Below are 25,074 nucleotides of genomic sequence, written 5' to 3'. Positions count from 1 at the left end.
GTCCACAAATGAGAATTGTCCCCAATCCCCTCACAATCGAGGACAATTAGACAGGTTCCGTTAATTCAAAAGCAACCGTATCCGAAACATCCCCTTAGTTAATCTGTTATAAACCACAATCAAGAAGAAAACAGCCCCAAAAATCGGCCATTATAAGGCCGATTTTTTTGAAATCCCACTGTATTTACAAAACCAATACAAACTTAACCATTCTTTTACGTTCGCACACTTGGCAACAAGATAGAGTAAAACTTGTAGAACAACGACATTAGGAGGCCTTCGATGAAAAGAAGACGAAGAACAGAGATATTAATCAATGGCTCTCACAAAATAGTGGAGGACATGGCCAATTGTATAAAAGATAACTATCAAGTGAAGGTCATACAAGAGCCAGAAAGTGGCTTAGTGATGTTGAAAGTCCGAGAGACTTCCCAAAAAAGCCTGTTTTATCCTGGTGAAGTGTTGGTAACAGAATGTAAGGTTCAAATCAAAGGGAAAATTGGAATTGGCATTGTGGCAGGAGATCAGCCAGAGCTTTCGTATCATCTCGCTGTGATTGACGCCGCGTTTGAAGCCATGCCGCCAGAAACGATTAGGTGGATGGAGCTGCTGCTTGAAGAAGAGGAGAAAGTCATTCAGGAGCAAATAGCTGCAGCCAATCATTCAATTTTAAAAACAAAAGTAAACTTTGAAACGATGGATGTTTAATAGGGAGGAAAAGACTTTGAAACTAGATATCGTTCACGATCTTCAATCTGTTTATCGAAAAATGGTGGATTCTACTTCAAGGCCAGGGCTCATTTCCGATTTGAAGAAAGAGGCGGCTTTGATAGAAGCGGAGGATAACAAAGGCTGCACACCATCTCTTTTATTGTTGGCCCAAACCTTATTCGATCAGGAAGTTTCTTTTAAGGTTTTTTCTACCCAAGCAGATACGGTTACCCAAACCATTAATCAATTAACCTATGCGAAGCCGACAGAAACAAAAAATGCTGATTATCTATTAATCCTTCAAGATGCCAAGAAAGGATCGCTTGAAGAGGCCATTATAAATGCCAAGGCTGGGACGTTAAAGAATCCACATACATCCGCAACCATTATCGTGGAAGTGGATTCTGTGACAAGCGGTGAAGCCCTATTGTTAAAAGGGCCAGGGATTCACACAACGGAGCTCATTTTTTTGGATCTAAATGAAAACTGGCTGGAAAGCCGCCAGGAAAAAAACAAGGAATATCCGTTAGGGATTGATTTGATTTTTATTGATCAACATCATCAGCTTTTATCATTGCCTAGAACCACTCAAATTACTAGAAATAGGGTGACGGTTTAATGGGATATGTAGCCGTTAAAGGTGGAACGCATGCAATTGAAGAGTCCATCAAGCGTTTGAAATATGAAAGAATTCATCAGGGACAAACCATTGAGGTAGAAAAAATTAAAGCTGGTATGCGCGGACTAATCGATCAGGTGATGTCTGAAAGCAGTCTATACAATGAAACCTTAGCTGCTATCGCGATTAAACAAGCAGAAGGAAATCCAGAAGAAGCAGTATTTTTGCTAAGAGCTTATCGATCGACGGTCCCTAGGAAGCATTATTCAAGAGTGATTGAAACACAACAAATGAATGTAGAGCGTCGGATCTCGGCCAGCTTTAAGGATATCCCGGGTGGTCAAATTCTTGGAGCAACCACCGATTATACTCATCGCCTGCTTGATTTTAACTTAATAGATGAAAGTGACGAAACCGTCCAGGAATGGCTTCATCAGTATCACAAGGAAAGCATGCAAGGTGAGGAGCAAAAGCTAACGTTACCAAAGGTGCTGGATTATCTGCGAAAGGAAGGCTTAATCCCCCCTTGCGAAGACAACAATCTTGAACCTGATGATGTGACGAGAGAAAGTCTGGAGTTCCCATCAAGCAGAAGCCAAAGACTGCAAATTTTAACAAGAGGAGAAACAGGAGCTGTTACATCCCTTGCCTATGCAGTTATTCGGGGCTATGGAGCATTACACCCAACTGTTGGCGAGCTTCGTGTTGGCACTTTACCAGTGACGATTGATCATCCAACAGATGCTGGCGACGACGATGATGCCTTTTATATTGGAGAAGTCAAGGTTACAGAAGTTGAAATGCTCATGCCAGTTACCGTTGAAAAAGAATACGGAAAAAAAGAAATGGAGTTTGAAATCGGCTATGGCCTTGTGTTTGGCCAAAATGAAACAAAGGCGATTGCGATGGGTATTTTAGATAATTGTCTTGAACATCCAAGTTCTGACTTTCCTAGCCATAATGAAGAATTTGTTCTTTATCATATTGATTCAGTGGAATCGACGGGCTTTATCTCACACTTGAAAATGCCTCATTATGTTACGTTCCAATCTAAGCTGGATAGCGTACGGAAAACGAAAAAGGCAGGGATATCAACAGAACAAGAGGTGAAAATCTGATGAATACAGCCTATAATTTTGCTTTTTTTGACGAAGGTTCAAAAAGAGAAATTAGAAGAGCCACGCTAAAGGCGATTGCAATTCCTGGTTATCAAGTTCCATTTGCCTCAAGAGAAATGCCGATCGGCAGAGGATGGGGAACTGGCGGTTTGCAGTTAACGCTATCGTTAATTGGCAGAAGTGATGTTCTAAAAGTCATTGATCAAGGATCGGATGAATCTGTTAATGCCGTCAATATTAAAAAGCTCGTTTCGGATACGACTGGGGTGATAACAACGGATCATACGAGGGAAGCAACCCTTATTCAATCGAGACATCGAATTCCCGAAGTACCGTTAAACAAAGATCAGATTCTTATCTTACAGGTGCCGCTTCCTGAACCGCTTCGAGACTATGAACCAAGCGAAAATGAAACGAAAAAACTCCATGCGGAGAAAGAATATAGCGGGGCTTGGTTAATGCTGTTTGAACAGATTATGAAATATGGAAGTATGACAACAGGGGCAGATCACCCGGTGATGGTTCATGATCGCTATGTGATGGCACCGAGTCCGATCCCACGATTTGATAACCCGAAAATGCATGAAAGTGAAGCACTCATTCTGTTAGGGGCGGGTCGTGAAAAGAAGGTATACGCAGTCCCGCCATATACAAAGGTCGTCTCGCTCGACTTTGAAGACTATCCGTTTGAGCCGGAGTCCTTTCTTGATAAGCATTGCCGATTATGTGGTTCAACAGGAGTATTTTTAGATGAGCTTGTAGATGAAGAAACGAATGAAACGTTCTATCAATGTAATGATACAAGCTATTGTATTGAGATATTAAATGAAGTCGAACCATTTGGAGTGAAATAAATGGCTGAATTTGAAGTTCCGGTTTTATCGATTAAAAACTTAAATAAGCAGTTTGGTAAAGGATGTCTACATTGCCAAGACGGGGAATCCCTCGTTAAAAACTATTGCCCGATTTGTGGAACGGTTTATGCATGCAGAGATGTATCTTTTGATGTTTTTCCAGGAGAGGTTCTTGGCATCGTCGGAGAGAGTGGCAGCGGAAAATCAACCTTGATGCAATGCCTTTACTTTGACCAGGAAGTATCGGCGGGAGAGGCATATCTAGCAGACTACCATCATGGTGAGAGAAATCTCTTTCAAGAGTCTTCTCAGCAGCAACGCTATATTCGTAACCACATTATGGGGAAAGTCTATCAAAATCCATTGATGGGTTTAAAAATGAACTTTTCCTCGATTGGGAATATTGCCGAGAAGCTGATAGCAGCTGGCAGCCACCATGTAGGAATGATGGAGAACAGAGGGATGGAACTTCTAAATAAAGTAAACATCCCTGTGCACCGCCGAAAAGAGGCGCCGAAAAACTTTTCGGGGGGAATGCAGCAGCGGGTTCAAATTGCCAAAGCTCTTTCTAATCGCCCTCCACTTCTTTTACTAGACGAAGTGACGACTGGATTGGATCTTTCTGTACAAGCAAGTGTCCTCGACTTAATTAAAAGTCTGCAGCGGGAATTAAATATTAGTATTGTTCTTGTTTCGCATGATCTAGGAGTCATCCGTATGCTGGCAGACCGAACGCTCGTGATGTTAGAAGGAAAGGTCATTGAGCAAGGATTAACAGATCAAATCCTTGAGGACCCGCAGCATCAATATACACAGCAGCTTGTTCATTCATTGCTGTAAAAGTCCATTCTTAATCTAGGGGGAACTACTTTGTTTGTCATTACAAATGGAAGATTAATCACCGAAGAAGCCGTTTTGTATGGCTATGATTTATTAATTGAAGAAGACAGAATTACGAAGATTGCTCCTAAAGGCGAGATTAAATTTGAGGAACAGATAGAGGTCATTGATGCAGCAGGAGGATATGTTTCTCCAGGTTTTATCGATATCCATTCGGACTACATCGAGCATATGGCTGCACCTAGGCCGACCTCACTGATGAATTTTGATTTGGCTATACGAGAAACAGAGAAACAACTGATTGCCCACGGTATTACGACGATGTTCCATTCTCTTTCCTTATTCAAAGGAAGTGATTATGAGTATAAGCCGATTCGTGAGCCTGAAAATGTTCGGAAATTTATTGATTTAATTGATCGGACCCATAGTATGAAGCACCTTGTCCGCCATCGGTTTCATGCAAGATTTGAGATTGATAATGTGGAAGAAATGGAAAATCTCAAATGTTATATAAAAGAGGACAAAGTTCATTTGGTTTCATTTATGGATCATACTCCTGGACAGGGACAGTATCGTCATCTAGAAATATATCGAAATACCGTTAAGAGCTATAACAATATTAGTGATTCCTCGATTGATGTTCTCATTCATAAACACCAAACGAAAGTGAAGTTATCGATTGAAGACATAAAGGAAATCGCTCAGCTTGCACATGAGAAAGGGATTGCCGTTGCCTCTCATGATGACGACAGTCTTGAAAAAATTCAACTTGTTCATAGTTTTGGGACGACCATTAGTGAATTTCCCATTACGTTAGAGGTAGCGCGTCGAGCGAAGGAGCTTGGTATGTATACGATTGCCGGTGCTCCAAATGTTCTTCTTGGAGGTTCTCATAGTGGAAACTTGGGGGCAGCCGAAGCGATTCTAAACGAATCGATTGATATCTTGTGCAGTGATTACTATCCCGCCGCGATGCTTCATTCCATCTTTGAGTTGGTTGAAAAGTATGGCATGGATTTAGTGGATATGATGAAGCTTGTCACGATTAACCCAGCCAAAGCTGTAAAAATGGACGGAGAAATTGGCTCTATTCGCGAAGGGAAAAAAGCAGATTTGCTTATCATTGAAAAAATTAATGATCATTTTCCAGTCATTACGGGAGTATTTGTGGACGGAAAGCTGATTCAAAAAACCAATTATCGCATTTAAGCAGAACGCGCGTGTCGAAGATTAACGGAGCATTTCAGAAAGCAGGTGAATGGGTGGAAACTCTTCTAGAGATTAAAAACTTATCCAAATCGTTTGACCTTCATAATTTAGGCAAACATATCAGAGCGGTAAGCAGTGTGGATATAGTGATAAAAGAAGGAGAATTTGTCGGGATTACGGGAAAAAGCGGAAGCGGCAAGTCGACGATTTTAAAATGCATTTATGGAACGTATCGTATCGGGCAAGGGAGTATTTGGTACCACTCAAAAAAATTCGGACCCATAAATTTAGCAGATGCTACGGAACGGGAACTGCTTTATTTAAGGAAGCATGAAATTGGCTATGTGTCCCAATTTTTAAATGTCATGCCGCGAACAACTGCCAGACAGCTTGTGAAACAAGCCATCCTTGAAATGGGGGAAAATCATGACGTGGCGGAAAAAGAAACAGAGAAGATTCTCGCGCATTTTGAATTGGATGAGGAATTATGGGACAGCTACCCAACCACTTTTTCCGGTGGTGAAAAGCTGAGGCTTAATATCGCCCGGGCGATGGTAAAAAAACCGAGACTGCTGCTATTAGATGAACCGACAGCGAGTTTAGATCATGATTCTAAAATAAGGGTGAAACTTCTCATTGAACAGCTCATGCAGGAAGGCACAACGATGCTTGGAATCTTTCATGACCTTGAGTTTATGAATCATTTATGTAATCAAGAATACAACATGCAAAATGGTATTTTCTCTCACTCTACCAGTTTTACCAACTCTTAACAAATCTTTATATAAGTTTAATAGTGGCTTGACAATTCGTTGGTACAGTATGGTAGTGGACAAATTTTATAAAAAATAGTGAGGAGCTTGATGATGAAAAAGACGTTATTATTTTTACTATCTTTCGTTATGTTAGTTGTATTTGCAGGTTGTTCAGCTTCTGCGGGAGCTGGCGAAAAAGATACACTTACCATCGCTTGGCTTCCAAATGAATCTGGGGCAGATCTTACAGAAGCTCGTGATGAAATTGGAAAAGTAATCGAAGAGAAAACTGGAAAAAAAGTCGAGCATCAAACAACAACAGACTATATTGTTGCGATTGAAGCAGTAGCCAATGGAAACGCGGATATGGCTTTCCTAGGAGCACAAGGATACATTGAAGCACATAACAAAAATGCTAAAGTGCTTCCTTTAGTCGTTCCTACAGGTGCGTCTGGAACCTTGGAAGATGCGGTTTATTATAGCTGGTTAGCCGTAGATAAAGACAATGTTGATGACTATCAGAACGGCAAAGATTTTAAGATTGATAATATTCAAGGTAAGAAATTCTCCTTTGTATCCAATAGTTCTACATCAGGTTTTAAAGTGCCATCAACAGGAATCGTTGATTACTTCAGTAAAATGGGAGAGTTCAAAGACTTAACCGCAGAAGATTTGCTTGAAGGCGGCGAAGATAAATTCTTTAGCGAAGTTTTATATGGAGGTTCCCACCAGGGTTCAGCAGTCAATCTATTATCAGGCAAAGCGGACGTAGCAGCTTTCTGTGATACATGTGTGAATAATTATGTAGAGCTTGCTGATGGAGAAGAGAACCGCCCAGGTGCTGTGTATCAAGTGAAAAAGGATGCGGCAGAGCCATTTAACACTGTAACAGGAAAGGAATTTTCACTTATTTCTGTTACTCCTGTCTTAAATGCACCATTTGTCTTCAATGCAGAGACTGTGAATGAAGATCTTAAAGCTAAACTTCTTGAAATTATGACATCCGATGAAATTACGAACAATGAAAAAATCTTCGTACCAGAGGGTTCTGAGTTTTCAGGATTATTTAAGAAATCAGCAGACGAGCGTTTAGTAGAAGTAGAGGATGCTTGGTTCAATCCCAATCGTGAGCTTTCAAAATAAGTAAGGCTGTTTACTAAATGATTTTTGTTAAAATCTTAAAGCCGATTTTAACGTGGAAATATCGATTTCGCGCTTTAGAATTTAGTTTGCTGGCTCTTTTCTTATTAAATTTTGTTCCTAAAAACAACAAAGTATAAGAAAAGAGCCATAAGTAACCAAATAGTAAGGAGAGTTAACCTATGACAGCCTTATTAGAAGTGAATCATGTGTCCAAACAATTTGGTAGTGATATGAAGGCGTTATCGGATGTTAACTTCTCCGTTCAAGAAGGAGAGTTCGTTTCGATCATCGGTCCATCAGGAGCGGGGAAATCTACTCTCCTTCGTTGTATTAATCGGATGATTGGTGCAAGTAGCGGAGAAATTATTTTTGATAACATGAACGTAATGAATCTAAAGAAAAAGGACTTAAAATTAATTCGAACGAAAATCGGAATGATTTTTCAGCATTATAATCTAGTCAATCGTTTAAGTGTGATCGAAAATACGCTTCATGGCAATTTGGGAAAAAAATCAACATTGGCAGGAGTTCTCGGTCTTTATAGTCAAGAAGAGAAGGAACAGGCCGTTAATATTCTACATGTTCTTGGTTTAGAGGAACACATCTATAAACGTGCTGATCAATTGAGCGGCGGTCAAAAGCAGCGAGTTGGAATCGCTCGAGCTCTTATTCAAAATCCACGGATGCTTTTGTGTGACGAGCCGATTGCTTCACTTGATCCAAATTCCGCCAAAATCATTATGGATCATTTGAGAAACATTTCAAGGACGATGGGCATTACCGTTCTAATAAATCTGCACCAAGTGGATGTGGCTTTGAAGTACTCGGATAAAATCATTGGGATTAACCATGGTCAAGTCGTTTATAATGGCTCGCCTAAAAATATAACAAAAGAAGATATTCAGCGTATTTACGGATCGGAAGCGGAAGATCTTATTTTTGATGTAGGAGGCATCCATGCAAGCTAATTATTTTGCTAAAAAGAAACGAAATACGCTGGGGTTTATTGCCATCCTAGGTGCTGTCACGTTACTGGCCATTATCATCACCGAGTACAATGTTGTTAAAGGCTTTACTTCCCTTCCAAAAGCAGTGGAATGGGGCTTAGCAAACTTTTATCCAACGCAAGAATCATTAACGAAGCTTCCTGATATTCTGGATAAGCTAATCGAAACGCTGTTGGTTTCGATTGCAGCAACCACTACGGGGGCTGTTGTTGCCTTACTATTTGCGATTCTAGGATCAAATACGACGAGAGTGAATGCCTTTTTTGGCGGAATTAGCAGAGGAATTGCGACCATTTTTCGAAATATTGATGTGGCAGCCTGGGCCATGATTCTACTATTTTCATTTGGTCAAAGTTCATTAACAGGATATTTTGCCTTGTTTTTTGGTTCGTTTGGTTTTTTAACAAGAGCTTTTGTTGAAACGATTGATGAGGTCAGCAGCGGCTCTGTTGAAGCGCTGCAAGCGACTGGCGCTGGTTACTTTTCGATTATCTTTCAGTCGGTGATTCCATCAAGCCTTCCACAAATGATCAGCTGGATTTTATTCATGATTGAAACAAATATAAGAAGTGCAACCTTGATTGGGTTGCTTACTGGTTCTGGAATTGGGTTTACTTTTAACTTGTATTATAAAAACTTAAATTATGATGTTGCTTCTTTGGTTGTTGTCGTTATTATCGCAGCGATACTATTTATTGAATCTGTATCCAATTATGTTAGAAGGGCGGTTCTGTAATGGAAGCAAATGAACAATTAACCACAGCAAAACAATTACTTGATCCGCATTTGCCCAAAAAAATTAGAATTAAAACTTTGACTAAATCGACTGTGATTAGTAGAAGCACACTTATCATCCTCGCACTTCTATCGGTTTACGCATTTTTTAGTTTCGACTACAAACAACTTGATATTGGAGAAGTGGTTTTATCTACTTTTGCAAATCTTAAAGCCATGTTTCTAGAGCCGCATCTTAAACATTTTAGTTTCACACATGCGCTATACCAAGTTTTTGTCACGTTGGGTCTAGCCTTTTTAACAACCTTGTTTGGAGCGGTAATTGCTGTGTTTTTGGGATTACTGGCTGCAGAAAACCTGACGAATAAACGCGTTTCCTCCGTGGTCAAGGGCTCAGTTGCTTTTATAAGAGCTGTTCCGACCGTTTTGTGGGTATTAATCTTTGCGGTTGCGGCTGGCCTAGGAAGTGTTGCGGCCGTCATTGGGATGACGTTCCATTCGGTGAGCTATTTAGTCAAGGCCTATTCTGAGTCCTTTGAAGAATTAGACAAAGGAGTCATCGAAGCTCTTCAAGCGAGTGGAGCAAACTGGTGGCAGATTATCTTTCAAGCGGTGATTCCATCCTCCCTCACGTATATGATTTCTTGGACATTTCTTCGATTTGAAATTAACTTTGCCGTTGCTATCGCCATGGGAGCAGCAGCAGGTGCTGGCGGCATCGGATTTGACATGTTTATGGCAAGCAGTTTCTACTTAGATATTAGGGAAATCGGCGCCATCACCTATTTTATCTTAGCTATTGCCATCCTTTTGGAATTGGTAGCAATCCGATTGAAAAAGAAACTCAAGGTTAATGGGTAAGAATAAAATTTTCATCATAATCGTGAAAAGCGGCCGGTGTTGCCGTAGTTGGATGACGGAGGGGTATAAATATACCTCTCTTTTTTGTATCTGGACGGTGCCTGTCACCTCTCGAATTTTGTCGAAGTTTATAGGTAAATTGTCATAGGTTATTTTATCTAAATTTGAAGGAACTCGCGGCAATCTTGTCGAATCATTAATTTACTATTCCAAATATATTTTAGGCAGTGAAAGAGAAAACGAGAAGTTGTGTAAAGTGGATTATTTAAAGATGGTGATTTGATAAATTTAACTCTGAAGGGTGCATAATGTATGATACCTAAACTAAAATCAACCGATTCACAGGTAGAGACTACACACAAACCTCTATATATTCCAGTTGTCGGTAAGTTTTGGCTTAGCCATTGCTTTGCGCTTTTATGGTTATGCGTCTCGATTTATATCGCTCATCCTTGGTTAAAAGATTTAGCTTTTCATGTATCATATCCACTGGCATTACTAATCATTGGAGGACTAGCCTACGTTCCGGGTTATATGAACGCATTTCTGGTTATTAGCCTAATATTAGATCATCAGCCTCCTTCTAAAAATGAATTCCCTCAGGATGAAATTACTATCCTTATTGCTGCGCATAATGAGGAAGATAAAATCTTCCAAACATTGCAATATATAGATCGGCAAGACTATTTAGGTAAAATAAAGGTCACCGTTATTAATAATTGTTCAACGGACCAAACGGTTCATGAAGTAAGAAAGGCAAAGAAGAAATTGTCTATTGAAATTATGTTGGTCCATGAAAATAAACCAGGAAAATTTCACGCTCTTAACCGTGCGCTAAAGGCCGTTTCTACTCCCTATTTCATTACCTTGGATGCTGATACGCTGCTTCATCCATCCTCTATCCGCTACCTTGTTTCAAGAATGAAATCAAGCCCTGAAGAAGTTTGCGCAGTCGCAGGCAGTGTTTTGGCAAAAAACAGTAGAGAGAATTTATTGACGAAAATGCAAGAATGGGATTATTTCTTAGGGATCGCATCGATAAAAAGACTTCAGGGTCTCTATCAAGGTACTTTAGTAGCCCAAGGTGCCTACAGTCTATACAAGACAGAATGCATTAAAGAAGTTGGAGGTTGGCCTGACGCCATCGGTGAAGATATTGTTTTAACTTGGCGGCTGCTCGAAAGAAAATGGAAGGTATATTTTGAGCCTTGTGCGGTTGCTTTTACTGAAGTTCCCAGTTCATTTAAACATTTGGTGCGGCAGCGTGCACGATGGGCTAGAGGTATGATTGAAGGGTTGCATGAAGTGAAACCTTGGAGACAGCCGCAAATGTATGTGAAATATATGACTGGTGTTAATTTGATCATGCCTTATTTAGATGTAACCTTCACATTATGCTGGATTCCCGGACTGATTTTGGCGTTTTTCGGGAACTACTTGATTGTTGGTCCTGCGACATTATTTGTTTTGCCCTTAACACTAATGAGTTATAGTATTCTCTATTTCTATCAAAGGAATTTTGTATTTAAACGTTTGAAACTTAGAATTCGTAAGAATATAATAGGGTTTATTTTTTACTTTCTTGGCTATCAATTGATCATGTCTCCGGTATCTGTATACGGGTATCTGCAAGAGATTTTTAAATCTAAGAGGAAGTGGAAATAAGATTATAGGTGTTGTAAGGGAGGTGAGTACTGAGATACCTCCCTTTTTGCATTGGTCACAGATTTTTTACTTGAAAGTAATTCTCAATTACCTATTGACACCATTTATCTGAAAATATAATATATAAATGTGATAATGATAATCATTTTCAGTTAAATTCATTTAAAGGAGACATTAAGGATGAAAAAATTAGGTCTGATTTCTTTACTATTCACTTTGTTTTTCTTATTAGCTGCGTGTGGCAGTTCAGAGGAAGCAAGCAAATCTTCAGGTTCTGAAGGAGAAAAAACGAAAGAAGAAGCAAAAGAAATCACGATTACTCATAAATACGGAGACGTTACCATTGAAAAGAACCCTGAGAAGGTAGTTGTATTTGATTTTGGAGTACTTGATACATTAGATACACTGGGCGTAGAAGTAGTCGGTCTTCCACAAGCCATCGTACCAAAGACGTTAGAGAAGTATGCAGGTTCAGAATATACCAATGTAGGAAGCTTAAAAGAACCTGATTTTGAAGCACTGCACGAATTACAGCCAGATGTTATTTTCATTTCAGCAAGACAAGCGGAACTGTATGATCAATTTGCAGAGATTGCTCCAACGGTATTCGTAGATGTAGATTATGCAAACTATATATCGTCACTTGAAAAGAATTTCAACCTCTTAGCAGAAATTTTTGAAAAGGAAGACGTACTCGCTGAAAAAATGGATGAGCTAAAAGCAAGTATTAAGGAGTTAAATAAAGAAGCAACCGCATCGGACAGCAAGGCATTGATTTTATTGGCGAATGAAGGAAAGGTAAGTGCCTATGGTCCAGCATCACGTTATGGTTTTGTACATGATGTATTTGGTTTCAAAGCAGTAGACGAAAACATTGAAGTTTCACAGCACGGTCAAAGTATCACGTTTGAATATATCTTAGAAAAGAATCCAGATGTTCTATTTGTGATTGACCGCTCAGCCGCCATTGGCGGAGAAGTGGGAGCGAAAGATACCCTTGAAAATGAGCTGGTAAAGAAAACAAATGCGTATAAAAATGGCAAGATTATTTACTTAGACGCAGTGAACTGGTACATTGCAGGAAATGGTATTCACTCAACCCAATCTATGGTTGAAGAAGTGAAAGCAGCATTAAAATAATCGGATAAAAACTAGAAAACCTCCCCGTCTGAACTAACTTAGATGGGGAGGTTTTCGTTTAATTAGATTGTGCTACAGGCTTAATTTGTCTGTTGCCCTGCTGCTCTAGCTTTCTAACTACTTCTTCACTTGTATCCACCCGTTTAACAAATAGGGCCAATACGAGAGCCACAATATTAATGGCGAGTGTTACATAGAAAGAATATTGAATTCCGGCTAATAAAGCCTTCTGTGTTAATAGAGCAGTCGAAGCTTCTGTAAGTGTTGTCGGGTCGACACCAGCCATAAGGCTAGTTGCTTCTGTTTTTGTCACGGAGTTCATAATCGTTACGAGTACCGCTGTACCAATGGAGCCAGATACTTGCTGAGCAGTGTTGTTAATTGCTGTACCATGTGGATTTAACACCGTTGGTAATTGATTTAACCCGTTCGTCATGATTGGCATCATCACCATAGACATCCCTAACATTCGCAATGTGTAGACAAGAATAATATAGGTGTAGCTAGAATCAATTTGTAAGTGCGCCAGCATATAGGTGGATACGCCGGTAATCGTAAGTCCGATTACGCCAAGGATTCGCGGGCCAAATTTATCGAATAGTTTACCAGTGATTGGCGACATAATTCCCATCACAACCGCACCCGGCAGCATCATTAATCCTGAATCAAGTGGTGAAATTCCACGAACGTTTTGTACATAAGCAGGTGTTAAGATCATACCTGAGAACATGGCGACTGCGTTGACGATGGCAATGACAGAGCCAAGGGCAAACATCGGATATTTATAAACACGTAAATCTAATAATGGCTGATCCATTTTTAATTGACGAATAATAAAAGCGATTAAGGAAATACCACCTACAATGATCGTGGTTAAGACGATGGTATCGTCCCAGCCATCCGAGCTTGCTGAACTTACCCCATAGAGTAATCCGCCAAAACCGATGGATGATAATACGACTGAAAGGTAATCAAGTGTTGCATTTTTATTTTGTTCCATTACATTTTCTAGCTTCCAAACGGCCAATACTAAACTAATGATGGCTAATGGTAATATCATTTCAAATAGTACGCGCCAGTCGTAGTATTCTACGATGTAACCGGAAAGCGTTGGACCGATTGCTGGTGCTGTAATCATTACTAATCCGAAAATCCCCATTGCCGTACCTCGTTTTTCACGAGGAAAGCTGACTAACATGATGTTCATTAATAAAGGTCCCATCACGGAAGAACCGGCTGCCTGAACCATACGGCCTGTTAGTAAAAGACCAAAGTTTGGGGCAAAAGCAGCGAGTGCTGTACCGAGCGTGAAGAGTACCATGGATGTAATGTATAAACTACGATTCGAAAATCGTGTTAGTAAAAAAGCTGACGCTGGAATTAAGATTCCGCTGACAAGCATATAGCCAGTTGCTAACCACTGAACGGTTGAATAATCCTTGATTTCTAAATCCACCATAATGGATGGCAGCGCCACATTTAATAGTGAGTTATTTAGAAAAGAGACAAATGCTCCAACAAAAAGAATCGCAATCATTAAATATGGTGGTTTTTTTTGTAATGATGTATCCATATATTTTCTCCCTTTTCCTTAATTTTTTAGCAAGCCTCTTTTTAGAAGGTCAATCTGGACAAGATAGTTTTTTAGCGCTTCTTCATCGCTATAGTCCTTAGCGAACAGCTGAACCAGATTTTGAAAGGTAATGCCCATCACGATTTTAATAACATGGTGTAATTCTTGTTCATTGTGAATGTTCAATTTGGTTGTATCGATTAATTTGATGATATTAAAATACTGTGTTTTCTGGTTTTCCTCATAAACATGGTACGCTAAGGTTTTTTCATTTTTATAATTCATATTTAAATAAACATTCCTAAAAAAGTTTTTATGTTCTTGGTCTCGATGGACCTCCAGCATAAATTGAAAATTAGTAATAAGCGTTTCAAATAAATCTCCGTTTTTTTCCTGAAGAACGGAAATAAATCTTAGATGGTTTTTTACGGATAATTGATTTAACAAGTAATAAAATAAATCCTCTTTATCCTCAAAATATTGATAAAAGCTGCCTCGTGGAATCCCAGCACTTTTGATAATATTTGCAATCGACGCCTCATGCAAAGGAACCCTCGAAAACTCCTTCTTAGCAGCCTCAATTAAAGTATCCTGTTTATCCTTCGATAAATGAAAAAACGTTTGTTTGGGCATAATCATTCTCCTATCCGATGTGTGACACCGTGTCACAATTGGGTACTAACAGATTATAGATGACACCATGTCATAAGTCAACAAAAAAGTGACACAGTGTCATTTTTGGTGCCTGTCACCTTTTTGAGATAGTGAAAGTGTCGGATGTGATTGTGTGTGGTAAAGAAAAGAAGGGATGGGGTATTATGACTAATCGAAGTGAATTTTACCATTGACGCTTCCTAAACTAACGAAACAACGAACTAGAAAAAGTGAAACCGGCTATGAAAGAATTTTTAAGCCTGTTTCACTTTTTATATTCTTCTTTTTATTTATTCGCCTAATCCATGTGCACCTAAGGTATCAGAAAGTGCGGTGATGGCTTCTTCTTCATCAGGACCAGATGCAATAATTGTGATGTTGGCACCGAATGGAATACCAAGAGACATAACACCCATAATGGACTTTAAGTTTACTTCCTTTCCATTAAAGGCGAGGTTAATATTTGAATCAAATTTGGACGCCGTCTGCACTAAAACAGTAGCTGGACGCGCATGAATCCCTGTCTTATCTACTACAGTAAATTTCTTTTCTACCATAAAAAGTCAGTCTCCTTTTTGTAGCTAGTGAAATCAGTAGTGCCTGTCACCTAAATCAATTGTTTGTTAAACTTTCTCTATATTGTTTTGATTTGTTTGCTTCGTTCATAAAGATTCTTGCTCTTTCAGGGTCGATTGGATTTTTCATATCGCCGTTTTTAATCCATGATGCGACGGAAACACCATCGTAATGTTTTAGCAGCTCGAATATGTTATCTCCTGTTGCCCCACCGCCCAGGAATACAGGGGTATCAGGTAATTTTGTTCTTACCTTTTTAATGATTTCGACACTTTCCTCGGTGCTATTTCCTGAGATAAACAGGCCATCAGCGAACGCCTCATGGACTGCTTCCCAGGCTGCGTTTTCGATGGGCTTTCTGCCTAGAGGTACACCATGTACTTCATATACATCTGCATACACCGGAACTTTGGTTCTAATTCTCTTTCTTAATTTCGCTATATCTACACATTGTGCCTGAAGGATCCCGGCACTTGTCACATTTGCCCCGGTAAATAGGTGCTCAACTCTTACAAAGTCTGCACCCACAGCGTCCGCTACAGACAATCCAGAAACTCCGTCCCAATTCATTAATATTCCCATTGTTAAAGCAGGAAACTCTTTTCTTATTTCATATGCAATTCTCGTCATATAAGCGATGGCTTCAGGCTCAGAATGCTGCTTGATCGGCATATCATTCATATTTTGAATGATAATCCCATCAAATCCGTTTTCTTGAACCATTTCTGTTTCTTTAAGAGACTCATAAACAATTTCATCAATTGTTTGATCAGTGTGCCGATAGCTTCCAGGAAGCGGAGGCGGCTGAATCATCGATAAAACAGTGCAGTTCGGACGAAATAATTTACTCATTATATCGCTCCTCCTAACTCTTTATAATAATCCAGACTCACATTGAACATTTGCTCTGCCGGGATAATTCCCTTTTCTGTAACAAATCCTTTGATATGTTTTGGTTCAACGCCCAATAATTCAGGGGCTTTGAAGTTAATATTTTCTGCCAGACTCTTATCCTGCCATTCTTTTGTCAGTTTCGTTTCCAAATCATTGATCACTAATTCTTTTTTATATCCATAAATTGGGCGAATATCTAATTTGATTAGAGGAGTTAGGAAATACAATGGTATTTTATAATAATCACATACTAAACCAACCAGGTCCGAACCTGTGGTATTAAAGCCGGTACCATCTGGGAAGTAGGTTTCTGCCCCCATCAGTGCAACATCACATTCTTTTAAATAGTACATAAGTGCGGCATCCGGGAAAAATTTTATATTATGCTGCGCCCCTTTACAGCTCTTAACATAAGGTAACCCGCCATCAATAATCCTGCTTTCAGGAATATAAATCGTATATTTTTGCTCGTTCCCGCCAATTTTTTTCAAGAGTTTGTCTACGGTACTAGAATAGTCATAAACGAAAATATTTCTCATATTTTCTACGACACAGCTAGCATATTCAATGACTTTCTCGGTAGCAATGCTATTATAATCGAGATAGTTATTTTTACTATTAATCATTTCATCCACGGCATCATCAAGATTATAATCTAATAGTCCTTCTAGATTTTGTGTCATTAGCAAGATGGCATTACTGATCGCTTGACTGGCTTCTCCTCTAGTTTTGATAAAATAGTTGGTTACGGCCTGGATTCTATCAACAATCTCTTTGATTTCGCTATTATTCTTCTTTCCATCTAATGCAATCGATTCAATCATATCGCCAATCATTGAAATGTGATTACTTGCACCCAACACTCTTTGCTCGACGATATCATCGAATAATGGCTGGACATTTTCGGGCAGAAGCATTCGCACACTTCGCACATCTAGTTTCATAAAATCCATCCTTCTTTTTTCATTTTCCGCATCCAATAGGAATGCGGAAAACATTTATTTAGAGACAAGTAATTACTCTAGTAAAACTGCTGCATTTTTATAATAAATACTATTTAAATAGTCCTTCTCTAAGTCAAACATATCAAATACATTCACAGAAGATTTGGTCAAAACCGTTGGATAGGATGAACCAAATAGTAATTTTTCTTTAGGCAGCGTTGAAAAAGCTTTTCTTAAAACTTGAATCTCATACTGATATGAGGTTTCAACATAAATATTTTCATTTTCTGCTGCTACATCTACACAGCCGTAACCATAGTCAAAGCAGCCGATATGAAGAAAAATAAATGGCAGGTTTGGATGCCTTTTAGCATGTACTGCCCATTGCTGCGGCATGGATCGTGCTCCAATACCAGTAAACACCTTGACCGGGATTCGATTTTCTTCAAGAATATCGAAAATTGGATCTAAATTTGGGCAGCTATCAGGGTAGTAACCATGTTCAAGTGAGTTAAATTCAATCATTTTAATACCAGGAAGGGTCAAAACTCTCCTAGTTTCATCTATTGAATTGTCTTCTTTCGGATTAATTACAGCACAACCAATTAACTGATCTGGATATCTCGAAACAAAATCAGCGATATAGTTATTTTGATCCTGAATCGATTTCCCTTCGATAGCGGAAACCACTCTGGAAGTAATATTATTTTTTTTCATATCATCCAATAATTCTTGTTCGAGATAGTTGTACGTTGTCCTATCTCGTTTAACATGAGCGTGTATATCAATCATCACTTTACTACACACCTTTCCTTTGGTATCTTCTAAACTATTAACCTAAAATACCAGCGTATACTCCGACAATTCCAACAATCATGGTAATGAATATTAATTTAATCGCTGAAACTTTTTTCTTTGTAATCAGATAATACATTAAACCTGTATAAAGCAACCCTAATACACCAGGCATTAAACCATCTAATGTTTCTTGAATCTTAATCGTTGTCTCTCCGGATGTGTATTCAATCGGAATATGCAAGTAAACTAAAGCTGGGATGAATCCTCCGACGATAATATAGGCAGCAATCCCTGCCAGTTCTGAAATTCTGCTAATAAGCCCAGATGACTGGAATTTTGCAACAAGAGAAACCCCTTGTTTATAACCTTGGAACACTCCTAAGTATCGAACGCCGAGAGAAAGGATAGCCATACAAATAACAAACATGATCGGTCCAACCCAACCAGTTCCAGCGCTCACTAACGAGATGGCAAGTCCTGCAAAGATTGGTCTTGCTGTACCATTTAGCAGGGAATCACCTAACCCAGCTAGAGGACCCATTAGGGCAGTTTTGACAGAGTTAATTGTAGATGGATCAAAGTCTCTTTCATTTGCATACCTTTCTTCCATTGCTGCACTAATCCCAACAGGTAGTGCTGAAACCATATCTTGGGTTAAAAAGTATTCCATATGCCTGTCATATGCTTCTTTTTTATCCTCGGGGTCATCATATACTTTTTCTATAACAGGCATCATTGCTTGGGTAAAACCCGCATTTTGTTGACGCTCATAGTTATTAGCTGTACGAATGGTCATTTGGTTCCAAAAGACTTTCCATAAATCTTTCTTGGTTAACTTTTTTTCGTTTTCCATTTATATCGCCCCTTATGCGTTAGCGTTTTGATCATCAATCTTTAAGTAATAATACAAAGCTACACAAATTACCCCTAGTAACGCGATTCCGATCATATTGATTTTTAAATAGGATGCAAAGAAGAAACCTAAGAATAAAAATGGCCAGAATTTTTTTACTTGGATTGTACTTAAAAGTAAGGCAAATCCGACTGCACCAATCATTCCTCCGCCGACAGATAAACCGGTAATAATTTTATCTGGAATGGCCTCAATGATTCCTTTTACAAAATCGGCTCCGAAATAAATAGCAAGGAAAGCTGGAATTCCGTATAAAACTGCATTCGTTAACATTGGATAGACCGTGTTATTTAATACTAATCCTCTAGTATTTAACTTCGATATCGCATTTTCTGCCCGGTGCATAAACCAGATGTTAATCACCGTATTTTGGAAAGTAGTGGCGATTTGTCCAATAAATGAAACTGGAAGAGCGGTTGCCACGGCTAGTTCTGTACCACCGCCGCCAAGAATAGCGATCCCAGTTGCAATGGCTGTACTAAGTGTTGGGTCAGGAGGTGTTGCTGTCCCAACAAAGATAACGGCAAGAAACATTAATTCAATCGTTACACCAACGGCTAATCCTGTTGAAACATCTCCCATGATTAAACCAACAACCGGACCTACAAAGATAGGTCTGAAAATATGGGTTTGAAAGGTATGGGAATCAATATAAGCAATGGTCACAAATAACGCTACGAGTATGGCTGTAAGTAGAATACTCATCATTTTTCCTCCTGTCGGCTACCTTTTATTATTATTTATGAATTAATTTCATCGCATCTTGGCTGCGCTCATTTGGTACTGTACGAATATCAAGAGAAATCCCTAATTCACTTAACTTCGTCAAATTGCTAATATCCTCACTGTCAATCCAAAGATTACCTAGTACTTTCGTTTTGCCCTTTTTCATATTGATATTTCCGATATTAATCTCTTTTACAGCAACGCCGCCCTCAATCATTTGAAGCGCTTCCTTCGGACCTCTAACGAGTAAAAGTACCTTTGTATCGCTAGTATCTTCCTTGATCATTTTAATCGCATCTTCGACACCTAGAATTTTCAGATTAATATTTTTAGGTGTTGCCAACTGTAATAACGTTTTTTGAAACTCATCGTTAGCTGCTTTATCATCTGCGACAATTATTTGATTCGCTTCTGCATAAGCAATCCAAGCAGTGACAATTTGTCCATGTATTAATCTCTCATCAATTCTAAATACAGTAATGTTCATTTGTATCTCTCCTTTATAATGTGCTTAATCCTAAACTCTCATTGCTAGATTCAACTAGTAAAGAGGTAAGGTCATTAAGGTTTTGTCCTTCTCTAGATAATATCGCTGTTACTAGGATTGGTAAGTTGACTCCATAAAAAACAGCTATATTTTCATTATTAAAAGAATATCTGCTGCTTACATTAAAGGGGGTGCCACCTAAAATATCACAGAAAATTAACAATTGTTCTTCCTTTGCAATCCCTTTCATTTTTTCTTCTAGTAACTCGATCAGTTCTTCCTGCCCCATATCCTCTTTAAAGGATAAATAATCTACGTTTTCCTGCTCTCCTGTAAACATTTTGGCGGTTTGGACAATTCCTTCCGCCATCAAGCCATGGGTGACTACTAATATATGAATCATTTTAAAACCTCCATAAATATTCGGCATTCTTATGAAAAATGTACTCTAATTGATCCTCAGGAATATTTAATTCCCAGAATTTTTCAAGCTCAATATTTACGAGTTTATATGGCCAGTCTACTCCAAAAACAACCCGTTCAGGTCCTAGAATCTCAACAGATTTTTTCAACACTTCTACATTCATTTGTCCTGAAGTTTCAACCCAAACATTATCTAAACTTTTTACCGCTTCAATGGATGATAAACCAAACTCATAATAGCCAGTATGTGTAAAGAGAAAATCGATATTTGGGAATTTCTTGGCATAATCAGCCCACACATATGGCGTTGCTAATGGGGCCGTACCGACATGAGTCTGTACATGTACCCCGTATTTGGCAATTTCAAAGAAAATATCATTAAGACTAGGTGTGTTATCTGGATAGTAACCATGCTTCCATGAGTGGAATTTAATTCCATTCATTTTATATTCCCCTAAACATCGATGAACTTCCTCAATCGCATCTGGTGCTTTAGGGTTAATAAAACCGTACCCTTCAATAATTCCAGGGTATTCCTGCATCGCATTATAGATGGTGTCATTTTGTTGTCTGGTCGAAATGCCAGACAAGCTGCTAATCCCAATTTTAGTAATCCCAAATCTTCCTAATTCTTCTACAATATCGGTTGGAGTATTTTCTTCACCGGAGCTTGTTTTACCTAAGTGAGAATGAACGTCGTAAATTTTCATTTAAATTCTCCTTTAAAAATATTTATTATAAAGTGTTATTGTTCTCATCACTTACATCAAGAGTTACTCTATATTGGTAAATATCTGATCGATAATACATTTTTACAAACTCAATTGGTAAACCCGCAGTATTGAACGTAACACGCTCTTTAAAAAAGATCGGGATATTATCACTAATACCTAAGCTTTTTTGAATTTCCTTATCAGGTATTTGAGCTTCTAAAATTTCATTGGCGTGTTTTAATTTGATTCCTTTACTTTTCAGTGTTTCATATAAGGATGTTGTTTCATCAAACTCTGTTCTATCAAGAGAAAAGTCACTGGACTTTTTTATATAAGCCTTGTGTAAACCGACGATTTTGTCACCACTTAATCGGCTTCTCTCTAAATAGTAAACATCATCTCCCTCCGCAATTCCTAAAGATTTTGCTGTTTTACTATCGGCCTTTATCACTTTAAAGTCGCGGATAATCGAACTCGATATTTCTCCTAGCTTTTTTACGTCTTCACTAAAGCTTGTTAACCTTTGTAAATCATATTTTTGCTTATTAGCGCAAACAATGGTGCCCTTACCTTGTGACTTTTTAACAAATCCATCATTTTCTAAATCTTGAATTGCCCTTCTGACTGTTATTCTGCTAACATCATATAAATTTTGCAGATCACTTTCCGAAGGAAGCATGTCTCCCGCTTGCAAGACTTTACTTTCAATTTCCCCCTTGATATCCTCATAGATTTGATAATGTAGTGGTACCTTTGAATTCTTATCGATTTTCGACTGTTTCATAAAACATCACCTATTTAATCCTTTTATTTGATATAACGTTATAACGAGTTAAGGTAAACAAATATGGCTTTTTTTCTAAAAGCCATTATCTCTTTCCTTATACATCTTATTGCTTTAAACCTATTATAACATTATAACAAGTAGGTGTAAACGTTTACTTGTTATAAAAGGATATAACGTTATAACAAGTAAATGTTATACTTAATATAAACCTTTATAAATATATTGTCAATTTAATTAATTCAGTTTTTTTTTTGAATAGAAGACTATCAAAGGGATAGTAATTTTAAAAAAAGAAGTTAGTAAATTAGCAGTGAATGAAGACTAGGATTTATTCTCTACAAGAGTATTAGAGTGACCAAAAATGAAGAAAATAATAAACATAAAAAAATATAAGATTAGGTGGTTAATAAAGTGAAGCGTATTGTGGAGTCTATAAATTAAAAAGGCGTATTAGAAAAAATGCTGATGCTCAATGACGTGCCTGTTAGCTGCCATAAGATTGTTGAGGATACAGTCGTCCACTGTGAGCAATTATACTTTTCAAAAATGAAGCCCTTAGAATCGGAATATTGTTAATTATGTGATTTAATATAGTAATACGGTAAAGGAATGAAAAGGAGAGGGATTTATTTGTTAACGAACCATTTAGACTTTAGACTTGAACCGCAATTAAAGGAACTATATGAGGAACATAAACGAAGGGCTGCAAAAATTGATTGGGGCTATCATGATTTCTTGCCTTGGGATAAGGCACAGGATTTTAAGAGAGTACCTTGGAACCCAGAACAGGTAACACTGCCACCGGGTGTTGTAACGGCAGTAGAGACAGCTCTTTTGACAGAGGTTAATCTTCCTTGGTTCACCTCCCATCTCGATCAAACCTTCAAAGGGTCGCTATCTGTGATTAAGGATTTCGTACATACCTGGACAGCAGAAGAAGATCAGCATTCTAACCTTTTGGAAACGTATCTTTTAATTACAAGAAATGCAGACCCTAAGCGAATTCGCCAATTGCACAAGCAGACAGTAGAAGGAGGCTGGGAGCCGGATTTTCATACCCCTTTTGAGACGATGGTTTATACATCGCTCCAAGAACTCGCAACCATGGTTTTTTATTACAATGTGGCAAAGGTAGCAGGACCACATGATAAAGAACTGGCAACGCTTCTTAGACGCCTCGCCAAGGATGAGACGCTTCATTATGCTTTTTATCGTGATGTCATCAAGCTGCACCTGCAATTGGAGCCGAATTATTGCTACTACCTAGGTTATGTCATTAAGAATTTTCAAATGCCAGGTACGGTCATGCCAGATTTTGAGGACCGGATGTCGATTATTGCAAAGGAAGCCAATTACGGACCGCTTGAATATTTTGATCAAGTACTGGATGTTATTGTGGATTATTGGGATATTGAGAATCTTAGACCGATTGCTCCTGAAGCAGAAAAGGCGCGGTTGGATATTCTAAAATACCATGCAAGGCTTAAGCGTGTGAGGGATCGATTTTATCGGGTGCAAACCGCAAGTAAATAGATACTATATTGAGTTTTCCCTGCGAGATTGCTATGCAGGTAAATCCATGATTTTTGCAGATTGGATGCTGAATCAGGCAGGTAAACAAATAAATGATGCAGGTAGGGGAGAGTTATTGGCAGGTAGGAGTTTTTTCATGGAAGAAGGTATTTGAAAATCTATCTACTTCCTCTAGTTTAAGCCCCATTTCTACGATTTACTCTAAAGAGCCAGGCTGTTGTCTGGCTTTTACAGCTAATTGGGGTTCCCTGCGTGATAGATATTGATGAAATGATAGGTTTTGGCAGGTAAAATGGTTAATTTTGCAGGTAACTGAATGAAAAATGCAGGTAGGGAAGAGGTTTTGGCAGGTAAGCAGAACTAGGTGACAGCCACCAGTAACAATGTGACAGGCACCAGCTAGAAAGGCACCGCCAATAATGTGTCGGGACTAACGTTTCCGTTTCCGCGCATTAGACTTTTTTATTTTCATTATTTTTGTGGAAGGCTGCTTTCGAATCCATTTAAGAAAACGAGAGAGTTGGGAATCTTCCTTTAGTTCAGAGATGGTTGTTAAACGCGCTGCGATTTCTTCATTTGTATAAAGAGCATGGATTTGTTTATGGCAAGGGATACATAAATCGGCCGTAGCACCGAATGTACCACCCATTTCTTTAGGCAGCAGATGGTGGACGGTTGTTTCAACCTCCTCTCGCTCACAAAGTTCACATGTACCCATTCCTATACCCCCTACTTGCTTCCTCTCATTGCCCTCGTTCCATGCCCCAATTAACAAAGTAGGAAACAGATGTACATATTTATTTGCAAATTTCCATTTGTAAATTCATCTTATCTCTATTTTTGTAAAGGGCATATTTTTTATCAATTTGTCCCTGTTATAGCAGGATGGTTGCCTTAGTAGGGAAGGGTTTTTTAAGCATATTCTAAAAAACGTATTATGATGGATACTCGTCCAATCCATTTTTCATTTTCTTAATAAACTATCTATATAAAAAGGTTTGTTAAGAAAGGAGTAAGGAAAATGCCAGGTAAGAAAAAGCATCATAAGCATCATCACCATCATAGAAAAGACAAGCATGACAATAAGGAAAAACACGATCACAACGACAAGCATGATAGCGGCAATAAACAAGATCAATACGATAAGTACGATGATTGGAACAATAAGGGCAATAACAACAAACATGATGGTTGTAATAACAAGGACAAAGACAACAAGCACTATGATTGTATGAAGCATGGTGAAAACCACAACCATGGTGATTATGGTGGTGATAACAAGGACAGAAATAACCAAAATCGTGATGGCAAAAAGCAGTACAACCATAACAAGCACGATGATTACAACATGCAGGACATGAATGACAATTACGATGACTATGGATGGAACAAGCAC

Annotated in this window: 27 protein-coding genes and 1 pseudogene; 14 read left to right on the top strand and 14 right to left on the bottom strand. The window is 38.6% G+C overall.

Annotation, left to right across the window (positions count from 1 at the left end; all coding sequences use genetic code 11):
• The first annotated feature begins 282 nt into the window (after positions 1-282).
• The 13 genes from phnG (at position 283) to BANA01_RS26430 (ending at position 12,657) form a co-directional block, all read left to right on the top strand.
• Positions 283-708, top strand: coding sequence for a phosphonate C-P lyase system protein PhnG (gene phnG, locus BANA01_RS26490; RefSeq protein WP_063255372.1), 426 nt, complete (start codon positions 283-285; stop codon positions 706-708).
• A 16-nt stretch (positions 709-724) separates the two neighbouring features.
• Positions 725-1,330 carry a phosphonate C-P lyase system protein PhnH gene (phnH, locus tag BANA01_RS26485; protein ID WP_063255371.1) on the top strand — a complete coding sequence of 202 codons (606 nt, stop codon included), beginning with the start codon at positions 725-727 and terminating at the stop codon, positions 1,328-1,330.
• A complete protein-coding gene (locus BANA01_RS26480; RefSeq protein WP_063255370.1) occupies positions 1,330-2,448 on the top strand; it encodes a carbon-phosphorus lyase complex subunit PhnI in 1,119 nt (372 codons plus the stop codon). The genes phnH and BANA01_RS26480 overlap by 1 nt, the downstream gene beginning before the upstream one ends.
• Positions 2,448-3,302, top strand: coding sequence for an alpha-D-ribose 1-methylphosphonate 5-phosphate C-P-lyase PhnJ (locus tag BANA01_RS26475; protein ID WP_063255369.1), 855 nt, complete (start codon positions 2,448-2,450; stop codon positions 3,300-3,302). The genes BANA01_RS26480 and BANA01_RS26475 overlap by 1 nt, the downstream gene beginning before the upstream one ends.
• Positions 3,303-4,142 (top strand): ATP-binding cassette domain-containing protein, encoded by an 840-nt coding sequence (locus tag BANA01_RS26470; RefSeq protein ID WP_063255368.1) that lies wholly within the window; start codon positions 3,303-3,305, stop codon positions 4,140-4,142.
• Positions 4,143-4,172: 30 nt separating this feature from the next.
• Positions 4,173-5,351 carry a phosphonate metabolism protein PhnM gene (gene phnM / locus BANA01_RS26465; RefSeq protein ID WP_063255367.1) on the top strand — a complete coding sequence of 393 codons (1,179 nt, stop codon included), beginning with the start codon at positions 4,173-4,175 and terminating at the stop codon, positions 5,349-5,351.
• Between the two features lie 53 nt (positions 5,352-5,404).
• The gene (locus BANA01_RS26460) at positions 5,405-6,124 is read left to right on the top strand and encodes a phosphonate C-P lyase system protein PhnL (RefSeq protein ID WP_063255373.1); all 720 of its coding nucleotides are present in this window, start codon (positions 5,405-5,407) and stop codon (positions 6,122-6,124) included.
• 93 nt (positions 6,125-6,217) lie between these two features.
• A complete protein-coding gene (phnD, locus tag BANA01_RS26455) occupies positions 6,218-7,249 on the top strand; it encodes a phosphate/phosphite/phosphonate ABC transporter substrate-binding protein (RefSeq protein WP_063255366.1) in 1,032 nt (343 codons plus the stop codon).
• Between the two features lie 179 nt (positions 7,250-7,428).
• Positions 7,429-8,217, top strand: coding sequence for a phosphonate ABC transporter ATP-binding protein (gene phnC, locus BANA01_RS26450; RefSeq protein ID WP_063255365.1), 789 nt, complete (start codon positions 7,429-7,431; stop codon positions 8,215-8,217).
• Entirely contained in the window at positions 8,207-8,992 is a 786-nt protein-coding gene (locus tag BANA01_RS26445) for a PhnE/PtxC family ABC transporter permease (RefSeq protein WP_063255364.1), read from the top strand. Before phnC ends, BANA01_RS26445 begins: the two co-directional genes overlap by 11 nt.
• Positions 8,992-9,852 (top strand): PhnE/PtxC family ABC transporter permease, encoded by an 861-nt coding sequence (locus BANA01_RS26440; protein ID WP_063255363.1) that lies wholly within the window; start codon positions 8,992-8,994, stop codon positions 9,850-9,852. The genes BANA01_RS26445 and BANA01_RS26440 overlap by 1 nt, the downstream gene beginning before the upstream one ends.
• 312 nt (positions 9,853-10,164) lie before the next feature.
• On the top strand, positions 10,165-11,517 hold the full coding sequence (locus BANA01_RS26435; protein ID WP_063255362.1) for a glycosyltransferase family 2 protein: 1,353 nt from the start codon (positions 10,165-10,167) through the stop codon (positions 11,515-11,517).
• Positions 11,518-11,697: 180 nt separating this feature from the next.
• Positions 11,698-12,657 carry a siderophore ABC transporter substrate-binding protein gene (locus BANA01_RS26430; protein WP_063255361.1) on the top strand — a complete coding sequence of 320 codons (960 nt, stop codon included), beginning with the start codon at positions 11,698-11,700 and terminating at the stop codon, positions 12,655-12,657.
• Between the two features lie 58 nt (positions 12,658-12,715).
• On the opposite strand, the gene BANA01_RS26425 is transcribed toward BANA01_RS26430, so the two are convergent.
• The 12 genes from BANA01_RS26425 to BANA01_RS26370 form a co-directional block, all read right to left on the bottom strand.
• Positions 12,716-14,230 carry a DHA2 family efflux MFS transporter permease subunit gene (locus tag BANA01_RS26425; protein WP_063255360.1) on the bottom strand — a complete coding sequence of 505 codons (1,515 nt, stop codon included), beginning with the start codon at positions 14,228-14,230 and terminating at the stop codon, positions 12,716-12,718.
• Between the two features lie 18 nt (positions 14,231-14,248).
• Positions 14,249-14,863, bottom strand: a complete 615-nt coding sequence (locus BANA01_RS26420; RefSeq protein ID WP_063255359.1) for a TetR/AcrR family transcriptional regulator — start codon at positions 14,861-14,863, stop codon at positions 14,249-14,251.
• 311 nt (positions 14,864-15,174) lie between these two features.
• Positions 15,175-15,441 (bottom strand): phosphocarrier protein HPr, encoded by a 267-nt coding sequence (locus BANA01_RS26415; protein ID WP_034672916.1) that lies wholly within the window; start codon positions 15,439-15,441, stop codon positions 15,175-15,177.
• Between the two features lie 55 nt (positions 15,442-15,496).
• Positions 15,497-16,312, bottom strand: a complete 816-nt coding sequence (locus tag BANA01_RS26410; RefSeq protein WP_034672918.1) for a BtpA/SgcQ family protein — start codon at positions 16,310-16,312, stop codon at positions 15,497-15,499.
• The gene (locus BANA01_RS26405; protein ID WP_052106274.1) at positions 16,312-17,298 is read right to left on the bottom strand and encodes an IF-2B domain-containing protein; all 987 of its coding nucleotides are present in this window, start codon (positions 17,296-17,298) and stop codon (positions 16,312-16,314) included. The genes BANA01_RS26410 and BANA01_RS26405 overlap by 1 nt, the downstream gene beginning before the upstream one ends.
• A 72-nt stretch (positions 17,299-17,370) precedes the next feature.
• Positions 17,371-18,090, bottom strand: a complete 720-nt coding sequence (locus BANA01_RS26400; protein ID WP_052106275.1) for an amidohydrolase family protein — start codon at positions 18,088-18,090, stop codon at positions 17,371-17,373.
• A gap of 40 nt (positions 18,091-18,130) precedes the next feature.
• Positions 18,131-18,949, bottom strand: a complete 819-nt coding sequence (locus BANA01_RS26395) for a PTS system mannose/fructose/sorbose family transporter subunit IID (RefSeq protein ID WP_034672920.1) — start codon at positions 18,947-18,949, stop codon at positions 18,131-18,133.
• Positions 18,950-18,961: 12 nt separating this feature from the next.
• Complete coding sequence (locus BANA01_RS26390; RefSeq protein WP_034672922.1) at positions 18,962-19,714, bottom strand: PTS mannose/fructose/sorbose/N-acetylgalactosamine transporter subunit IIC; 753 nt, start codon at positions 19,712-19,714, stop codon at positions 18,962-18,964.
• 31 nt (positions 19,715-19,745) lie between these two features.
• The gene (locus BANA01_RS26385; protein ID WP_034672924.1) at positions 19,746-20,222 is read right to left on the bottom strand and encodes a PTS sugar transporter subunit IIB; all 477 of its coding nucleotides are present in this window, start codon (positions 20,220-20,222) and stop codon (positions 19,746-19,748) included.
• A gap of 13 nt (positions 20,223-20,235) precedes the next feature.
• On the bottom strand, positions 20,236-20,625 hold the full coding sequence (locus BANA01_RS26380; protein ID WP_034672926.1) for a PTS sugar transporter subunit IIA: 390 nt from the start codon (positions 20,623-20,625) through the stop codon (positions 20,236-20,238).
• Between the two features lies 1 nt (position 20,626).
• Positions 20,627-21,355: an amidohydrolase family protein gene (locus BANA01_RS26375; RefSeq protein ID WP_034672928.1), complete on the bottom strand. Its 729-nt coding sequence runs from the start codon at positions 21,353-21,355 to the stop codon at positions 20,627-20,629.
• A gap of 25 nt (positions 21,356-21,380) precedes the next feature.
• Complete coding sequence (locus tag BANA01_RS26370) at positions 21,381-22,142, bottom strand: GntR family transcriptional regulator (RefSeq protein WP_034672930.1); 762 nt, start codon at positions 22,140-22,142, stop codon at positions 21,381-21,383.
• 633 nt (positions 22,143-22,775) lie between these two features.
• Here BANA01_RS26370 and BANA01_RS26365 point away from each other — a divergent pair.
• The gene (locus BANA01_RS26365; protein WP_034672932.1) at positions 22,776-23,678 is read left to right on the top strand and encodes an acyl-ACP desaturase; all 903 of its coding nucleotides are present in this window, start codon (positions 22,776-22,778) and stop codon (positions 23,676-23,678) included.
• Positions 23,679-24,108: 430 nt separating this feature from the next.
• Here BANA01_RS26365 and BANA01_RS26360 read toward each other — a convergent pair whose 3' ends face one another.
• Both BANA01_RS26360 and BANA01_RS30085 read right to left on the bottom strand, forming a co-directional pair.
• Positions 24,109-24,396 carry a restriction endonuclease gene (locus BANA01_RS26360; protein WP_034672934.1) on the bottom strand — a complete coding sequence of 96 codons (288 nt, stop codon included), beginning with the start codon at positions 24,394-24,396 and terminating at the stop codon, positions 24,109-24,111.
• 246 nt (positions 24,397-24,642) lie between these two features.
• A pseudogene (locus tag BANA01_RS30085) lies at positions 24,643-25,074 on the bottom strand (hypothetical protein); the annotation flags it as partial.

Origin of the sequence: Neobacillus niacini NBRC 15566 (genome assembly GCF_001591505.1) — a bacterium.
Taxonomy (GTDB): domain Bacteria; phylum Bacillota; class Bacilli; order Bacillales; family Cytobacillaceae; genus Neobacillus; species Neobacillus niacini.
The sequence above is the reverse complement of the archived record's forward strand: the minus strand, read 5'-3'. Positions and strand labels throughout refer to the sequence as shown.

Coding starts and splice junctions, on each gene's coding strand:
- phnG (WP_063255372.1), top strand. CDS start 283: ATGAAAAGAAGACGAAGAACAGAGATATTAATCAATGGCTCTCACAAA.
- BANA01_RS26480 (WP_063255370.1), top strand. CDS start 1,330: ATGGGATATGTAGCCGTTAAAGGTGGAACGCATGCAATTGAAGAGTCC.
- BANA01_RS26475 (WP_063255369.1), top strand. CDS start 2,448: ATGAATACAGCCTATAATTTTGCTTTTTTTGACGAAGGTTCAAAAAGA.
- BANA01_RS26470 (WP_063255368.1), top strand. CDS start 3,303: ATGGCTGAATTTGAAGTTCCGGTTTTATCGATTAAAAACTTAAATAAG.
- phnD (WP_063255366.1), top strand. CDS start 6,218: ATGAAAAAGACGTTATTATTTTTACTATCTTTCGTTATGTTAGTTGTA.
- phnC (WP_063255365.1), top strand. CDS start 7,429: ATGACAGCCTTATTAGAAGTGAATCATGTGTCCAAACAATTTGGTAGT.
- BANA01_RS26445 (WP_063255364.1), top strand. CDS start 8,207: ATGCAAGCTAATTATTTTGCTAAAAAGAAACGAAATACGCTGGGGTTT.
- BANA01_RS26440 (WP_063255363.1), top strand. CDS start 8,992: ATGGAAGCAAATGAACAATTAACCACAGCAAAACAATTACTTGATCCG.
- BANA01_RS26435 (WP_063255362.1), top strand. CDS start 10,165: ATGATACCTAAACTAAAATCAACCGATTCACAGGTAGAGACTACACAC.
- BANA01_RS26430 (WP_063255361.1), top strand. CDS start 11,698: ATGAAAAAATTAGGTCTGATTTCTTTACTATTCACTTTGTTTTTCTTA.
- BANA01_RS26425 (WP_063255360.1), bottom strand. CDS start 14,230: ATGGATACATCATTACAAAAAAAACCACCATATTTAATGATTGCGATT.
- BANA01_RS26420 (WP_063255359.1), bottom strand. CDS start 14,863: ATGCCCAAACAAACGTTTTTTCATTTATCGAAGGATAAACAGGATACT.
- BANA01_RS26415 (WP_034672916.1), bottom strand. CDS start 15,441: ATGGTAGAAAAGAAATTTACTGTAGTAGATAAGACAGGGATTCATGCG.
- BANA01_RS26410 (WP_034672918.1), bottom strand. CDS start 16,312: ATGAGTAAATTATTTCGTCCGAACTGCACTGTTTTATCGATGATTCAG.
- BANA01_RS26405 (WP_052106274.1), bottom strand. CDS start 17,298: ATGAAACTAGATGTGCGAAGTGTGCGAATGCTTCTGCCCGAAAATGTC.
- BANA01_RS26400 (WP_052106275.1), bottom strand. CDS start 18,090: ATGATTGATATACACGCTCATGTTAAACGAGATAGGACAACGTACAAC.
- BANA01_RS26395 (WP_034672920.1), bottom strand. CDS start 18,949: ATGGAAAACGAAAAAAAGTTAACCAAGAAAGATTTATGGAAAGTCTTT.
- BANA01_RS26390 (WP_034672922.1), bottom strand. CDS start 19,714: ATGAGTATTCTACTTACAGCCATACTCGTAGCGTTATTTGTGACCATT.
- BANA01_RS26385 (WP_034672924.1), bottom strand. CDS start 20,222: ATGAACATTACTGTATTTAGAATTGATGAGAGATTAATACATGGACAA.
- BANA01_RS26380 (WP_034672926.1), bottom strand. CDS start 20,625: ATGATTCATATATTAGTAGTCACCCATGGCTTGATGGCGGAAGGAATT.
- BANA01_RS26375 (WP_034672928.1), bottom strand. CDS start 21,355: ATGAAAATTTACGACGTTCATTCTCACTTAGGTAAAACAAGCTCCGGT.
- BANA01_RS26370 (WP_034672930.1), bottom strand. CDS start 22,142: ATGAAACAGTCGAAAATCGATAAGAATTCAAAGGTACCACTACATTAT.
- BANA01_RS26360 (WP_034672934.1), bottom strand. CDS start 24,396: ATGGGTACATGTGAACTTTGTGAGCGAGAGGAGGTTGAAACAACCGTC.